This is a genomic window from Embleya sp. NPDC008237, assembly GCF_042956465.1.
GTDB lineage: Bacteria > Actinomycetota > Actinomycetes > Streptomycetales > Streptomycetaceae > Embleya.
The window spans coordinates 207126-222043 of the sequence record NZ_JBIBGL010000018.1 but is presented as its reverse complement, the minus strand read 5'-3'; the positions used below and the strand labels follow the sequence as shown (position 1 = coordinate 222043).

11 protein-coding genes and 1 pseudogene are annotated in these 14918 nt (G+C 71.5%); 8 read left to right on the top strand and 4 right to left on the bottom strand.

The annotated features are described in order from the left end of the window. Positions 1 to 268: 268 nt before the first annotated feature. Positions 269 to 1204, bottom strand: coding sequence for a trypsin-like serine peptidase (locus ACFZBU_RS37655; RefSeq protein ID WP_391588245.1), 936 nt, complete (start codon positions 1202 to 1204; stop codon positions 269 to 271). A gap of 606 nt (positions 1205 to 1810) precedes the next feature. Between ACFZBU_RS37655 and ACFZBU_RS37650 the strand changes: the two genes are divergently transcribed. The 4 genes from ACFZBU_RS37650 to ACFZBU_RS37635 all read left to right on the top strand — a co-directional run bounded on the left by ACFZBU_RS37650 (position 1811) and on the right by ACFZBU_RS37635 (position 5794). Continuing rightward, positions 1811 to 3316 carry an ATP-binding protein gene (locus ACFZBU_RS37650; protein WP_391588244.1) on the top strand — a complete coding sequence of 502 codons (1506 nt, stop codon included), beginning with the start codon at positions 1811 to 1813 and terminating at the stop codon, positions 3314 to 3316. Next, the gene (locus tag ACFZBU_RS37645) at positions 3246 to 3734 is read left to right on the top strand and encodes a Rieske (2Fe-2S) protein (protein WP_391588243.1); all 489 of its coding nucleotides are present in this window, start codon (positions 3246 to 3248) and stop codon (positions 3732 to 3734) included. Before ACFZBU_RS37650 ends, ACFZBU_RS37645 begins: the two co-directional genes overlap by 71 nt. A 167-nt stretch (positions 3735 to 3901) precedes the next feature. Next, positions 3902 to 5116, top strand: coding sequence for a cytochrome P450 (locus tag ACFZBU_RS37640; RefSeq protein WP_391588242.1), 1215 nt, complete (start codon positions 3902 to 3904; stop codon positions 5114 to 5116). 99 nt (positions 5117 to 5215) lie between these two features. After that, a complete protein-coding gene (locus ACFZBU_RS37635) occupies positions 5216 to 5794 on the top strand; it encodes a DUF4383 domain-containing protein (RefSeq protein WP_391588241.1) in 579 nt (192 codons plus the stop codon). A 200-nt stretch (positions 5795 to 5994) separates the two neighbouring features. Here ACFZBU_RS37635 and ACFZBU_RS37630 read toward each other — a convergent pair whose 3' ends face one another. Further along, positions 5995 to 7518, bottom strand: coding sequence for an MFS transporter (locus ACFZBU_RS37630; RefSeq protein ID WP_391588240.1), 1524 nt, complete (start codon positions 7516 to 7518; stop codon positions 5995 to 5997). 132 nt (positions 7519 to 7650) lie between these two features. On the opposite strand from ACFZBU_RS37630, the pseudogene ACFZBU_RS37625 reads away from it, so the two are divergent. Next, positions 7651 to 8340 (top strand): annotated as a pseudogene (locus ACFZBU_RS37625) (TetR/AcrR family transcriptional regulator); the annotation flags it as partial. Here the strand turns inward: ACFZBU_RS37625 and ACFZBU_RS37620 are convergent. After that, on the bottom strand, positions 8277 to 9572 hold the full coding sequence (locus tag ACFZBU_RS37620) for an MFS transporter (RefSeq protein ID WP_391588239.1): 1296 nt from the start codon (positions 9570 to 9572) through the stop codon (positions 8277 to 8279). The pseudogene ACFZBU_RS37625 and the gene ACFZBU_RS37620 overlap by 64 nt on opposite strands. A gap of 141 nt (positions 9573 to 9713) precedes the next feature. On the opposite strand from ACFZBU_RS37620, the gene ACFZBU_RS37615 reads away from it, so the two are divergent. Further along, a complete protein-coding gene (locus ACFZBU_RS37615; RefSeq protein ID WP_391588238.1) occupies positions 9714 to 10811 on the top strand; it encodes a P1 family peptidase in 1098 nt (365 codons plus the stop codon). A 44-nt stretch (positions 10812 to 10855) separates the two neighbouring features. Then, complete coding sequence (locus ACFZBU_RS37610; protein WP_391588237.1) at positions 10856 to 11824, top strand: MHYT domain-containing protein; 969 nt, start codon at positions 10856 to 10858, stop codon at positions 11822 to 11824. Between the two features lie 277 nt (positions 11825 to 12101). On the opposite strand, the gene ACFZBU_RS37605 is transcribed toward ACFZBU_RS37610, so the two are convergent. Next, positions 12102 to 13163, bottom strand: a complete 1062-nt coding sequence (locus ACFZBU_RS37605) for a tetratricopeptide repeat protein (protein ID WP_391588236.1) — start codon at positions 13161 to 13163, stop codon at positions 12102 to 12104. Between the two features lie 322 nt (positions 13164 to 13485). Between ACFZBU_RS37605 and ACFZBU_RS37600 the strand changes: the two genes are divergently transcribed. Further along, positions 13486 to 14616, top strand: coding sequence for a hypothetical protein (locus ACFZBU_RS37600; protein ID WP_391588235.1), 1131 nt, complete (start codon positions 13486 to 13488; stop codon positions 14614 to 14616). The last annotated feature ends 302 nt before the right edge of the window (positions 14617 to 14918 follow it).

Here is a 14918-nt window from a genome sequence, read left to right as displayed (position 1 = left end):
GGCCGCGGCCTGTGCAAGCCGTGCCACGATCGCACACCGCCACCACGACCGCGGTCATCGCCGCGGCCCTGGGCACGCCCGTGCCCTGCCCCAAGTGCCGACGCACCACGGGGCCTGCCGGTGCCGCGGCGACCGCCGGCCCGGCCTCGCTGCGATCGATGGCGAGGTGGTCGTCGAGCGGGCGTGCGTCTCGTTTGTCCAAGTCCGGCGATCAGGCAGGAAACCCCGGCTTCGGCCGGGGTTTCGTCGTGTGTGGGGCGGGTGGGGGTCAGGCCGAGGGGCTTGTCTCGGCGGTGCTTGCGCGCTCGTAGAGGGTGGCGATGTCGGGGCCGAAGTAGCTGCTGTAGGAGGTGAGGTCGTCGCCGCCCTCCTGGTAGCCGCCGATCACGCCGATCACCGTGCCGCGGCCGTTGGCGGGGTCGATGTCGGTGAGCATCGGGCCGCCGCTGGTGCCGGCGGGAAAGCCCGCGCAGTCGAAGCGCAGTTGGGTCTCGGAGTAGGCCGCGGTGGTGTTCTGGCAGCCGATCGGCTCGTTCGCGTCGTCCGGGTAGCCGACCAGCCGGGCCGGACGCGAGGGCGAGGAGCCGAAGTCGAGGTGTTCGGCGCCGGTGACGGTCTCGATCCGCTCGTCCGTGCCCGGGCGGCGGACCTGGAGGAAGGCGACGTCGTAGGCCGGATCCCGGTCGGTGACCCAGCGCGGGTCCACGTCGATCCGGGACGGGACCCACACGCCGTACGGCATCACGCCGTCGTGGTAGCCGGGTGCGAAGGCCAGGTCGGTCGTGAAGGCGTCGCCGTACACGCAGTGCGCGGCGGTGACCACCAGGTTCCGGTTCGGCGACTGCACCACGGTCGCGGTGCAGAAGTGTTCCGGGTCGCCCCCGTCCCCCGCGTGCAGCAGCGCGCCGATTGCCGGAGTCGCCTCGATCGTGCTCGCCTCCAGCGGATCGGACACCGGCAGCGGCTCGACCTCCGTCGAGGACGCCGTGGGCACGGGCAACGCGGGCTCAGCGGGCGGAGCGGCGGGCGCCGCGCCCAGCAGGCTCGCCGCGATCCGGTCGCCCTCGGCCGGGTCCACGAGGTGGTAGCCGCGGGAGGGGTCGCCGGTGCCGCGCGCTCTCGGATGGCCGGATATCCGCCCGGTCGAGGCCAGCCCGACCACCGCCAGCACCGCGACCACACAAAATGCCGTACCGATCGCCATCCGACGCCTGCGCGGATTCGCCTCGGCATCCGCAGTCCGTCGCGACACTCGACCACCAATCTCAGCGGGTTACCACCTCGGGCCATGGACGCTACCGGCTGGATGGGTACCCCGGTGGGGAGGAATCAGGCCGACACTCGCACGGTCACCGGGTCGTGACGAAGTGTTCCTCCGACCGTCGCCCCAACGGGTGGGAGGTGGGCGACGGTCGCAGGAATCCCCCGCTCTTCTTCGCATGCCGGTTCGGCGCCGTCTCTCCAAACGCGCCCGGCCGACCCCTCGACCGTATCCCGAGGATCGGCGGCGTCGGCACCCCGGTATGGGTGATTTATGACTGCCTTAAGAATCTTCCGTGGCGCGTGCATCCCTTCCGAACGTGCTGCCGGGCGGGTGTTCGGACGCCTTCCGACCACGCTTGCGAAGCGGATTCGGAACGCGCCGCTCCGGTGTCCCCGGATGTGGGCGGCCGGATCATGCCCTCGTGCGCCGGGCCCCGCACTGCCACAATTTGCTTGTTCCACGAGGCGGTTCCGCATATCGGCGGCCGGCGGGGGGATCCGCGCGGGCAAGGGCGGGACGAGGGCGGCCGGAGAGGGCGGGGTACCGATGGCGGGTTCCGAGGACTCGTGGTGGACGGTGCGGGCTCGGCTGCGGCTGATCTGGGTGCCGTGCGTGGCGGTCATGCTCGCCACCGTCGCCGCGCTCGTGGTGGGCCTGACCCTGGACGGCGACGCGCGTGCGCGCGGCCTGCTCCTGGTGCTCGGCACCGATCTGTTGCTCGTGGTCGGGTCGACGGTGCTGATCGAGAGCGCGCTGCGGCGCACGGTCGAGAAGCCGCTCGCCCGGCTGGCCGATCCGAACCGGGAGCCGGCGCGGGGCGGGCGCTTCGACAGCCGTGAGTTCGACCTGATCGCCGCCACCATGACGAACCTGCACGAGCGGGCCCGGGCCGGCGAGGACCGGGCGCAGCGCGACCGCACCCGGGTCGACCGGCTGACCGAACAGCTCGCCGAACGGGATCGCGCCCTGGAGGCCGAGCGCGAGCAGGCCCGCGACCTGGTCCGCGACCTGGCGGAACTGCGCACCCGGGTCGAGGAGTACGCCCGCCGGGCCCGACTCGCCCAGGCCGACCTGGACCGGTTCGCATACGCCGCGACGCACGACATGCAGGATCCGCTGCGCCGGATCGTCTCGTTCGGCCGGATGCTCCAGGAGCGCTACGAGGACGTGCTGGATCGGCGCGGTCGGCAGTACATCGACTTCACCATCGACAACGCCCGCCGCCTCCAGATGCTCATCGACGAGATGGTCACCCTCACCGAGGTGGGCCGCTCGCGCGCGGAGATCGTCGAGGTCGACCTGGGCGAACTGGTCCGGCAGACCTGGCTGGACATGGCGGACCAGGTGGAGGACACCGGCGCCGAACTGGAGCACGGGCAACTGCCGGTGGTCCGGGCCGATCCCGGGCTGCTGGCCACGCTGATCCGGCATCTGCTCGGGAACGCGGTGAAGTTCCAGCGCCCGTACGAGCGACCGCTGGTGCGGATGGACGCCGAGCCCGACGGCGACGGCGGGTGGCGGATCACCGTGACCGACAACGGCATCGGCATCCCCACCGAGGCGGCGGAGCGGGTGTTCGCGGCCTTCCAACGCCTGCATCCGCGCGAGACGTACACCGGCAGCGGCATCGGGCTCGCGATGGCCAAGCGGATCGTCGAACAGCACGGCGGCCGGATCGCCGTGGACACCGACCACACCGACGGTGCCCGACTCGTCTTCACCCTGCCGAGCCGCGTCGACGAGCCCGACACGCCGGACCCGGGTGCCGGGTCACACCCCGCCGCGGCACCCGCCGGCCATCCGGTGGATCCGGCCGGGGCCGCCGGACCCGATGGGGCCGCGGACCCGATCGCCGCCGACTCCGCGCTCGTGGAACCCGTTCGCTTCACCGATCCGTCGAACCAGGAGCCACTCGCGTACGTTTCCGTGGCATCGGCGCCGCGTGACCGGCCGGCGCCGGGCACCACGACGGAGGCACCCGATGCGCACGACCGACCCGAACACCGAGCCGACCGGCACCGAACCGACGACCACGGCCGCACGGACCGGTAGGGCCGAGCCGACCCGGCGAGTCCTGGTCTGTGGCGCGGTCGTGGCCGCCGCCGGCGTCGGCCTGGTGGCCTGCGGCAGTGACGACGGCGACTCGAAGGACAAGACGCCCGGGGGCGCCGGCGGCGACAAGACGCTCGGGCCGGTCGCCGATGTGCCGGTCGGCGGCGGCAAGGTCTACGACGACGCCAAGGTCGTGGTCACCCAGCCCACCGCCGGAGACTTCAAGGCGTTCAGCGCGGTGTGCACGCACCAGCAGTGCCTGGTCGGCAGCGTCGCCGCGGGCAAGATCAACTGCCCGTGCCACGGCAGCAGTTTCGACGCGAGCACGGGTGCCGTGCTCGGCGGCCCGGCCCCGCGCCCACTCGCCGCGAAGCAGATCGCGGTGACGAACGGGCAGGTCGTGCTGAAGCCCGCGTAGCTCCGATCCGCCGGGCAGGGTCCCGGGCCGCGCCCGCCGGGCCCAGTCCGCGCCGCGCGGGCGGACGGACGGCGGGCCGGCCGCGCGGCTATGGTTTCCGCTCCCGCTTCGTGATTGCGTACCCGAGCCCGTTCCGGGCCCAGGACGCGATCCGGAGGACCCTGCCCATGACACCCATGACGTCCGCGCCGAAGACGCCGCCGACCCCGCGGCCGAGTCTGGATCTGCTCGACGGCGACTGGTACGCGAACGGCCCCTATCGGGACTACGCGTGGTTCCGCGAGCACGAACCCGTCGCCTGGGACGCGGGCAACGAACTGTGGGGCATCTTTCGCCACGCGGACGTCAAGGATGTCGAGGCGCGCAGCGAACACTTCGTCAACTCCGACCGCAACAAGGGTGGTTACCGCCCGAACCTGCCCGCCGACCCGGCGATCATCGGCCTGGACAACCCGCTGCACAACAAGCGGCGCAAGCTGGTCAGCAAGTGGTTCACCCCGCGCGGCGTGCGCGAGTGGGAGGAGCACGTGCGCGAGACGTGCGTGCAGATCCTGGACGCCGCCGTGGCCAAGGGCACCGTGGAGGTGGTCGGCGATCTCGCGTCCGTGCTGCCCGCGAAGATGATCGGACGCCTGCTCGGCTTCCCGGACGAGGACTGGCCGCGGCTGCGCGACTGGTCCGAGCGCACCATCGCGCTCGGCGGCGGTCCGCGCTACCTGAGCGAGGACGGGCGAGCCGCGGCGGGCGAGTTCATCCGGTCGGCGCTGGGGCTGTACGAGACGAAGAAGGCCTGCCCGGCCGACGACGTGATGTCGGTGTGGACCACGGCCCACATCGACGGCGAGCCGGTGGGGCCGGCCGACGTGGCGAGCGACTGCCTGCTGCTGCTCGACGGCGGCGCGGAGACCACCCGCACGGTGATCGCGCGCACCTTCCTGTATCTGCTCGACCACCCGGAGCAGTGGGACCTGCTGCGCGCGGGCGCCGACCTCGCGGTCGCGACGGAGGAGTTCATCCGGTACAGCACACCCATCCACAACATGTGCCGGGTCGCGGTCGGCGACCAGCGCGTCGGTGACACGGTGATTCCGGACGGACACCAGGTGGTGCTGATGTACGGCTCGGCCAATCGCGATCCGGCGGTGTTCGCCGAGCCCGAGCGGTTCGACGTGACGCGCACGCCCAACGACCACATCACCTTCGGCTTCGGTACCCACTTCTGCCTGGGTGCGCCGCTGGCCCGGTTGGAGATCCGGGTCTTCTTCGAGGAGCTGCTCGCCCGGGTACGCGAGCTGCGGCCGGTCCCCGGCAGCGCGGTGGTCCAGATGCCGAACGCGTTCGTGTACGGGATCCGCGAGGCGCATGTGCAGCTGATCGGCTGAGTCGGCCGCCCTGCGGGGCCGCTCGACGGCGTTGAACCGGCATTTCCGGGAAAAGGGACGAAGAGGAGTATTCGTACAAATACGTGTTGGGAGGCGACCATGACGGGCTTGTTGGACGAAGGATTGCCGGTCGATCACCGGCTCGGACAGGTCTATCGGTACGGCGGCGGGTTCATGGGCCTCGTGCTGATCACGTTCGGTGTCCTGGGTTTCACGAACAACGTCGGTTTCTTCTCCACGACCGGGCGCGACGTCGCCGGGATGTCCACCAACGGCGCGCTGAGCCTGATCTCCGTCGTGGTCGGCGCGATCCTGATCATCGGCGCGATCATCGGCGGCAACACCGCCTCGACCGTGAACATCGTGGTGGGGACACTGTTCGTGATCAGCGGATTCGTCAACCTGGGCCTGATGGGCACCCCGGACATCAACTTCCTGTCGTTCAAGATGCCGAACGTGATCTTCAGCTTCGTGGTCGGCCTGCTGGTGATGACGTTCGGCCTGTACGGGAGGGTCAGCGGCCATCTGCCCCACGACAACCCGTACTGGCGCTCGCGCCACCCGGAGGCGGCGGCCCGCGAGGACGCCTTCCGCGAACGGGCCTCGGTGCTCTCCCGCGACGGGGCATCGGCGCTCGGCGACGGCCCACACCGCCACGGCATCGCCGGCAGCCACTAGGCACCTCCGGCGAAGGGTGTGTCCCGCGGACGGAACACGCGACGGCGCCGGATCGGCTCGGTCGAGCCGATCCGGCGCCGTCGTGCCTTCGGTACCGTCGTGCGTCCGGCGCCGTCGCGCATCCAGCCCTGTTCCGCCCCCGGGGCCCTTGCCCGGCCCGCGCCGTCGCCCGTCCGGCGCCGTCCGCGGCTTCGCCGGCTTCAGTGCCCCGTGCCGCCCTCCGCGCCCGGCGGGCGCTCCCGGCGCGGCATCAGGAACGCGAGCCCCCACGCCGCGGCCAGCGCCAGCGCACTGGCCGTGAGACCGATCGTGAACGCGTCGTCGAACACCGCGCGCACCGCCTCCGCGCCGTGCGCCGCGCCCACGTGGTCCTCCACGTGGCCGAAGAACAGCGTGCCGAACAGCGCCACCCCCAGCGCACCCGCGAGCTGCTGGACCGCGTTGAGCACGCCCGAGGCCGAGCCGATCTCGTGGTCGTCGACCCCGGCGAGCGCGATCCCGAAGAACGGCGCCATCAGCAGGCCGAAGCCGAAGCCCGCGAGCGCCGTGGCCGGCAGCAGGATCCAGGCGTTCACCGGGCCGTCGTGCACCGCGATGGTGCCGCCGATGCCCACCACCCCGAGCAGCCCGACCAGCAGGCCCGCGTGCAGGACCCGGCGCCCGTACTTGGCCGCGAGCACCGCACCGGCCAGCCCGGCGCCGACCGTCGAGCCGAGCGACCACGGGATCAGCGCGAGCGCCGCGTGCGTCGCGGTCCAGCCCAGGCCGACCTGGAGGTAGACGCCGAGCACGAGCATCAGGCCGATCATCGAGCCGAACATCATCAGGCCGACCGCGAGGGCGCCGGTGAAGGCGCGGTTGCGGAACAGGCTGACCTCCACGAGCGCGTCCCGGCCCGTGCGGCTGCTCCGCACCTCGTACCAGGCGAACAGCGCGAGCACCGGCAGCGAGCCGGCCATGCAGGCGAACGTCCAGCCGGGCCAGCCCTGTTCGCGGCCCTGGACCAGCGGGTAGACGAGCAGCACCATCGCGGCGGTGACCAGGATCATGCCGACGACGTCCAGGCCCGGCCGGCGCGCACCGGCCCGCTCGGCGGTGGGTCGCGGCACCACGGTGGCACCCGCGAAGAAGGCGAACAGTCCCAGCGGCACGTTCACCAGGAACACCGCGCGCCAGCCCAGGCCGAACACGTCGGCGTCCATCACCACCCCGCCCAGGATCGGACCGAGCACCGCGGCCAGGCCCATCGCCGGACCGAACACCGCGAACGCCGCGCCGACCTCGCGCTCGTCGAACATCTCCCGGATCAGCCCGAGCGCCTGCGGCACCATCATCGCGGCGGCCAAACCCTGGAGACCGCGAGCGCCGATCAGCATCTCCGGTGACTGCGCCAGGCCGCACAGCGCCGAGGTGAGGGTGAAGGCGAGCACTCCGCCGAGGAACATCCGGCGCCGGCCGAGGATGTCGCCCAGTCGGGCGCCGGTGATCAGGAACATCGCGAACGCCAGCGTGTACGAGGCCGAGAACCACTGGAGGTGGGTCGAACCGCCGCCGAGGGCGTCCCGGATACCGGGGCCCGCCACGTTGACGATGGTCGCGTCGAGCAGGTCCATGATGTCGGCGCCCATGACCACGGCGAGGCCGATCCACCGGAGCGGGTAGGGCGCGCGGCGCTCTCCCGGCTCGGCCGCGGTCGCCGCCGCCCTGCTGATCTCGGTTTCCATCGTCTCCCCCTGCTGATCGCACACTGCCGGTCGGTGCCGTCGACCCACGCGTCTCGAACGGTGTTCGTTCGTCGAACGGCGTTTATGTCTCGAACACTGTTTTAAGCACGAACAGCGTTCGCGTCAAGTACAGTGTTCGTAAAGCCGGGCGATCGGCGAGGGGTTGATCGAGGAGGTGGCGCCGTGTCCGAGGTTCCCGAAGTACCCGTGCCGCCGTGGCGCACGGCGCCCAAGGAGCGGTCGCCGCGCAAACCGGCGCTGACCCAGGAGGCGATCGTCACCGTCGCGCTGGAGATCGTCGACGCGGAGGGCCTGGACGCACTGAGCATGCGCCGGGTCGCCCAGCGCTTCGACACCGGCGCGGCATCCCTGTACGCGTACGTCGCGAGCAAGGAAGAGCTGCTGGAACTGGTGGTGGACCGGGTCAACGGGGAGGCGCTGATCCCGACCGCGGATCCGGAACGCTGGCGCGAGCAGCTGCGCGAGGCGCTGTTCGCGATCCGCGACGTCTACGCCTCACACCGCGACCTCGGTCGCGCGCTGATCGGCTCGGTGCCGATCGGGCCCAACTCGCTGGACTGCACCGAGCGGCTGTTGTCGATCCTGCGCGCGGGCGGACTGTCCGCGAAGGTCAGCGCGTTCGCGGCCGACCTGCTGTCCATGTACACGGTGATGTCCGGCCTGGAGATGGGCGGCCAGAACACCATGCACGGAGCGACCGACGAGGAGCGGGGGGCCTACTACACCCGTGTGCACGACTACTTCGCGTCGTTGCCCGCGGCCCGCTTCCCGACGTTGACCTCGCTAGGCGACGCGCTCACCTCCGGCGACGGCGACGAACGCTTCGCGTTCGGCATCGACGTGTTGTTGCTCGGCATGATCGCGTACACCGAACGGGAATCCTGACCCGGCGTCAGGAAGCCGGCCACGATCGGGATCACCGCGCAGATCGTGTACGCGGTGACGTAACCGCCCGGGCCGCCGATGATCACGCCGAACAACGGTGGCCCGGCGGCGGCGGTCAGGTTCTGGCCGGTGTTCTGGATGCCCATCACCCTCCCCGCCCAGGCGCTGCCCGCGAGTTCGGCGACCGCCGTGAACGCCAGCCCGTTCCAGCTCACCGTGGCCACCGACGCGAGCAGCAGGAAGACGATCGCCACCGGCCCACCGATCGCCGAGGTCAGCGCGAGCGCGCCGACCACCACGGCGTTGACCACACACAGCGTGCGCATCGGCCGCAGCCGGGAGCCGACCAGGTCCGACCAGCGGCCGACCGCGATCCGGGTGCCTGCCGCGACCAGTTGCACGGCCGCGAGCAGCCGGCCCGCCCCGGTCGCGGTCCACCCGTGCTCGGAGACCAGGTAGTCCGCGGCGAAGGACACCACGACGAACTGGGACACCACCAACAGCGCGCTGGCGGCGTGTATCCGGTACAGGACGGGCGAGTCGTACGGAGAGGCCGGTCGAGCCGCGCCGGCCACGGGCGCGGGTCGGGCCGGATCGCGGACGAGCACCGCGACCAGCGCCGCGCCCACGACACACAGCACGGCCGGGAAGACCAGCGCGGCCCGGAAGCCCGCATGGGTGCCGATCGGCGGCAACACCAGCGCGCCGGCCACCATGCCCAGCGGCTGGGCCATCTGCCGCATGCCCATCGCCAGTCCGCGCTGCTCGGGCGCGAACCAGCCCAGCACGACCCGCCCGCTGGCCGCGTTCACCGCCGCCGAGCACGCACCCGCGACCGCGAGCCAACCCCCCAGCCACACCGCGCCGTTGCCGGCCAGGGCCACCGCGATCGCGCCGCCGGCCAGGGCCAGGCCCACCGCCATCACCCGGCGCTCGCCCCAGCGATCCGCCGCCGCGCCCCACAACACCAGGGTCGACAGCAGGCCGAACGTCGGACACGCCACGACGGTGCCGGCCTGCGCGAGCGACATGCCCTCGTCCGCGCGCAGCACCGGGACGAGGTAGGCGAGGCCGTACAGGAACACGCAGCTCGCCAGCTGTGCGCACATCCCGATGGCCAGCATCAGCCAGCGCCGGTTCTCCCCCACTGCGCCACCTCCACGTCGATATCCGTGCACTCTACAAGCTTTCTCAGGGACTGAGACGAGAATCTCGAAACATGAGACATGAGCCATGGAGCAGCATGGGAACAGGACCACCGCAGCACGATCCATCACTCGGGAGGCCACATGTTCGAAATCGAGGCGTACAAGACCGGGCCGCTGAACGCGATCACCGACGTGGCGGGTCTGCGGGTCGGGCACGCCGCCTACACCGACGCCGGGGCGATGACCGGAACCACCGTGCTGCTCGGGCCGGTCGGCGGCTTCGTGGCCGGCGTGGACGTGCGCGGCGGCGCGCCGGGCACCCGCGAGCTGGACGCGCTCGACCCACGCAACCTGGTGCCGCGGATCGAGGCGATCGTGCTGAGCGGGGGCAGCGCGTTCGGCCTGGACGCGGCGGGCGGCGTGGTGGCGTGGCTGGCCGAGCGGGGTCGGGGGTTCCCGGTGGGCACGGAACCGCATCAGGTGGTGCCGGTGGTGCCGGCCGCGTCGTTGTTCGACCTCGGCCGCGGCGGCGACTGGGCACGTCGTCCCGATGCGGCGCTGGGGCGCGCGGCGATCGCGGCGGCCGACGCCGAGCCGGAGCACGCGGCGGTGCCGATGGGCAGCGTGGGCGCGGGCACCGGCGCGATGGTCGGCGGGCTGCGCGGCGGGGTGGGCACGGCGAGTGTGGTGTTGCCGGGCGGGGTCACCGTCGCCGCACTCGCGGTGGTCAACGCGGCCGGGTCGGCGGTGGATCCGATCGGCGGTCTGCCGTACGCGGCCGGCCTCGGGCTGCCCGCCGAGTTCCCGCTGATCGCCCCCGAACACGCCGAGCACGCCGCCGCGTTGACCCGTGCCGCGGCCTCGGCCGGGATGCCGCCCACGCTCAACACCACGATCGGGATCGTCGCCACCGACGCGGTGCTGACCAGGCCACAGGCGCAGAAGGTGGCCGGTGTCGCGCACGACGGGCTGGCCCGGGCGATCCGGCCGGTGCACACGCTCTACGACGGCGACACCATCTTTGCCGTGTCCACGGCCCGGGTACCGCTGCCCGCCCCCGATCCCGGCACGCCGTACGGGGTGAACGCCGAGGCCGCCGCGCTGACCCTGATCCACGCGGCGGCGGCGGACGTATTCGCCCGAGCCGTGCTGCACGGCGTGCTGGCCGCGAAGGGCGGCGGCGAAGTCCCGGCCTACCGGGATCTTTATCCGAATTCCAGCTCCGCATACGAGCGGTAACGATCTTGGTCGACGTTTTCCGAATTCGGAAACCCGCCCGAGGAGTGCCGGCCGGACTGCTCTATCATCGGCGATTCGACGATGAAGTCTCCCCGCTTCCGAAGGGGCCCGAACTAACGGAGCGGTTTGCCGGCATGGGACACGTTGATCATTTTGCATATGGTGCCGTCACCCCCGGCATCGCCTACCTCATGTCGTGCGTCGGATCGGCTCTCGGGCTGCTCTGCACGACACGGGCGCGCGCGGTGCGCGGTTGGGCGCGAGCGCGTTGGTTGGTACTGGGCGCGGCTTCGATCGGTGGCACCGGAATCTGGGTCATGCATTTCATCGGCATGCTCGGATTCTCGGTGCGCGAGACCCCGATTCGATACGACGTGGGCAAGACGATGACCTCGCTGGTGCTCGCGGTGGTGGTGGTCGGCGTCGGCATGGCGGTCGCCGGTCGGCGCAACGCCGGCCCGGTGGGGCTGGTGATCGGCGGGGTGATCACCGGCGGCGGCGTGGCGATCATGCACTACATGGGCATGGCCGCGATGAGCCTGGACGGCTCGGTCGAATACGACTCGTTCCGAGTCGGCCTGTCGATCCTGATCGCGGTGGTCGCGGCCACCGCGGCGCTGTGGGCCGCACTCAACGTGAGCGGATTCGCGGCGACCGCGGGGGCCGCGTTGATCATGGGCCTGGCGGTCAGCGGAATGCATTACACGGGAATGTCCGCAATGAGCGTGCGTACCGAGGGCCGGCACGGGATGGTGCACGGTGTGGAGGCGTCCCAATTCCTCGCGCCGTTGATCACCGGGATCAGTCTTTTCACGGTGATCACGCTGTTCATCGTCGCGCTGTCGCCGTCCGCCGACGAGATCAAGGAAGAGGACGAACTCAGCGCCCGGTTGGCCCGGTTGGAGGACAACCGGTTCGGTTCGGCAGCGACCGGCGGGCCGATCGGCACACCGCCGTCACACCGGCGCGGAACGGAAAACAACCCCCGCGATTACTTCCGTTCGGGTCGCTGATCCGGAATTTGAAATTCCGTAATCCTGTCGACTCTCGCGAGGAGCGCGAAGCGGACGAAGGCGGGAAGCGGAGGCAGGGCGCCGTGGCGGGGTGCCGAAGGCGGGGTGCCGAAGGCGGGGTGCCGAAGGCGGGGTGCCGAAGGCGGGGTGCCGAAGGCGGGGTGCCGAAGGCGGGGTGCCGAAGGCGGGGCCGGACGCCGCGCACCGGATTTCTCGGCCGCCGCGTGCCCCGCCCCGCACGCCCGCGCCCCCGTCGCCCCCGCCCACCCCGTCTTCGCTACTGCGTCGGTTCCAGCACCGGCCCCAGGGCGGCGACTGCGTCGAAGGGGCGTTCGCGGCGCTCTCGGCGTCTGGCCGCGAGCCTTTGGCGCAGGCCCGGTCGGCGCTGCCGGTCTCCGCCGGCCTGCCTTCGGGCGCTGCCCAGGTTGTTGCGAGCCTGGTCCTCGCGGTCGTGGTCGCCGAGCTTGCCGAACAGGGTCGCGGCCCGCTCGTGCGCCTCGGCCGCCTCGTCGAACCGACGCACCTGCTGGAGCGCCGCCCCGAGACTGTTGAGGGCCTGGCCTTCGCGGTGCAGGTCGCCGAACTTGGCGAAAAGAGTCGCGGCCTGCTCGTGAGCGGCGGCGGCCTCCTCGAATCGGCGCACCTGGTGCAGCGCGGCGCCGAGGTAGTCCAGGGCCTGGCCCTGACGGTGGTGGTCGTCGAGCTCGGTGAACAGGGCGGCTGCCTGGCGGTGCGCCTCGATCGCCTCGGGGAACCGGCGCATCTCCCGAAGGGCGATGCCGAAGTTGTTCAGGGCCTGGCCCTCACGGTGGTGATCGTCCAGTTCGTCGAACAGGGCGGCGGCCTGCCGGTGCACGTCGATCGCCTCGGGGAACCGGCGCACCTCCTGGAGGGCGATACCGAGATTGTTCAGGGCCTGGCCCTCGCGGTGGTAGTCGTCGAGGTCCGCGAACAGGGCGGCGGCCTGCCGATGGGCGTCGATCGCCTCCTCGAACCGGCGCACCTCCTGGAGGGCGGTGCCCAGGTTGTTGAGCACCTGGCCCTCGCGGTGGCGGTCGTCGAGGTCCGCGAACAGAGCGGCCGCCTGGCGGTGAGCCTCGATCGACTCGTCGAGGCGCCGCACCTGTTGGAGGGCGGTACCGAGATTGGCCAGCGCCTGACCCTCGCCGTGGTGGTCGACCTGCTCGCGGCACAGGGCGAGGTCCTCCTGGTGGGCGTCGATGGCCTCGTCGAAGCGCCGCACCTGCTGGAGGGCGGTACCGAGGTTGTTCAACGCCCGTCCCTCGCCATTGCGGTCGCCGAGTTCGCGGCAGATGACGAGGTCTTGCTGGTGACTCATGATCTCTCCCGACGCGTCGCGGACTCCCGTCCGACCCCGTTCCTCCCACGGATGGAAAGCGGCGCGGTCCGGCGGTACATCCTTCACAGTGACACCTTCAGTAACACGCGTCTCACGGAGCGTGGCAACCGCTCGGATGCGGGAAGGTCCAACCGAGTGGTGCATTGGGCCGCATGGACGGTGGGCCGCGAGGCGGACCCGGGGCGGCCCGCCGTCCGCGCGAGACGCTTGATTGCGTCAATGATTTGGCGCAGACTCGCACGACGTCTCAACCAGCGCCAACGCGTCGGCGCACCGTCGGCGCGTGGTCAGGAGGAACCCGATGCCGATCCCCGTGCCCCTGGACGAATACCCGGTCCACCAGGTCCCGTTGTTCCACAGCGAAGTCGGCTCGACCGACCGGAACTTCTACGACCGCTGCATCATGCACGCCTACGACCGCGCGGGTGGCATCCAGATCGCGACCGGCCTCGGCGTCTATCCGAACCTGGGCGTGATCGACGCGTACGTGGTGATCCGCAAGGACGGCCGCCAGCACGCGGTGCGGATGTCGGGTGCGCTGGGCCCGGATCGGCTCAAGCAGGAGGTGGGGCCGTACCGCATCGAGGTGCTGGAGCCGCTGGCCAGCGTGCGGGTGGTGTGCGACGCGCCGGACCAGGGCATCTCGATCGACCTCACCTTCACGTCGCCGTTCGCGCCCCTGCCGGAACCTCGACACGTGCAGCGCAGCGACTTCAAGCCGCTCCTGGACGCGTCGCGCTTCGTCCAGATCGGCGACTGGACCGGCACGGTGACCCTGGACGGCGAGGAGATCGCGGTCACGCCGCAGACCTGGTCCGGCTCGCGCGACCGCTCCTGGGGCATCCGCCCGTCGGGCGAGGCGCCGCCGGCCGGGCGGCCCGCGCAGACCACCGGATTCTGGTGGAACTGGATCCCGATCCACCTCGGCGACCAGGCGCTGATGATCATCGCCCAGGAGTCGGCCGAGGGGCACCGCTTCCTGACCGAGGCGATCCGGATCTTCCCGATCGACACCGGCAAGGCGCCCGAGCAGCTCGGCTGGCCCGAGTTCGACGTGCGCTACGCGTCCGGCACCCGGCTGCCCGAGGGCGCCGCGATCCACCTGACCGACCGCAAGCGCAATGCGCTCACCCTGCACCTGGACAACCACGGATACATCGCGCTCAACGTGGGTGCGGGCTACGGCGGCGACCCGGACTGGGGCCACGGCCAATGGAAGGGGGAGGACTACCTCGACGGCGCGGTGTACGAGCAGAAGGACCCCGAGGTGGCCAAGCGCATCCCGTTCAGCGTGATCGACCACGTCGCGACCGCCCGACTCACCGGGCCCGACGGTGCGCTTCTCGCCGAGGGTGTGGGCATCTTCGAACACGGCACGTTCGGCCGACACGATCCGTCGGGCTTCACCGGGTGGGACTCGGTCGCCCCGTAGGACGGACGGGCGTGGGGCGGGCAGGTCGGGCGTGGAGTCGGCGGTCGTCGGGCCCTGGTCGTCGGGCCCTGGTCGTCGGGCCCGGGGCCGCCCACCGCAGCCCGCCGGCTGCCCCTGGCATCGATCGCGAGCGGAGCCGGCGGATTTTACCGGGCACCCGTTGCCGACATACCGAGAATGCGCAGGTTGCGGAAATACCGGGACAGTTCGCGGTACCCATGAACGCGGGACCGGTGTCACTCACTCCCGTGACCCGCCGACCGCCGGGCCGTGCACGCGAGTCCTCCCGCGTGCCCGGCCCG

Coding starts and splice junctions, on each gene's coding strand:
- ACFZBU_RS37655 (WP_391588245.1), bottom strand. CDS start 1,204: ATGGCGATCGGTACGGCATTTTGTGTGGTCGCGGTGCTGGCGGTGGTC.
- ACFZBU_RS37650 (WP_391588244.1), top strand. CDS start 1,811: ATGGCGGGTTCCGAGGACTCGTGGTGGACGGTGCGGGCTCGGCTGCGG.
- ACFZBU_RS37645 (WP_391588243.1), top strand. CDS start 3,246: ATGCGCACGACCGACCCGAACACCGAGCCGACCGGCACCGAACCGACG.
- ACFZBU_RS37640 (WP_391588242.1), top strand. CDS start 3,902: ATGACACCCATGACGTCCGCGCCGAAGACGCCGCCGACCCCGCGGCCG.
- ACFZBU_RS37635 (WP_391588241.1), top strand. CDS start 5,216: ATGACGGGCTTGTTGGACGAAGGATTGCCGGTCGATCACCGGCTCGGA.
- ACFZBU_RS37630 (WP_391588240.1), bottom strand. CDS start 7,518: ATGGAAACCGAGATCAGCAGGGCGGCGGCGACCGCGGCCGAGCCGGGA.
- ACFZBU_RS37615 (WP_391588238.1), top strand. CDS start 9,714: ATGTTCGAAATCGAGGCGTACAAGACCGGGCCGCTGAACGCGATCACC.
- ACFZBU_RS37605 (WP_391588236.1), bottom strand. CDS start 13,163: ATGAGTCACCAGCAAGACCTCGTCATCTGCCGCGAACTCGGCGACCGC.
- ACFZBU_RS37600 (WP_391588235.1), top strand. CDS start 13,486: ATGCCGATCCCCGTGCCCCTGGACGAATACCCGGTCCACCAGGTCCCG.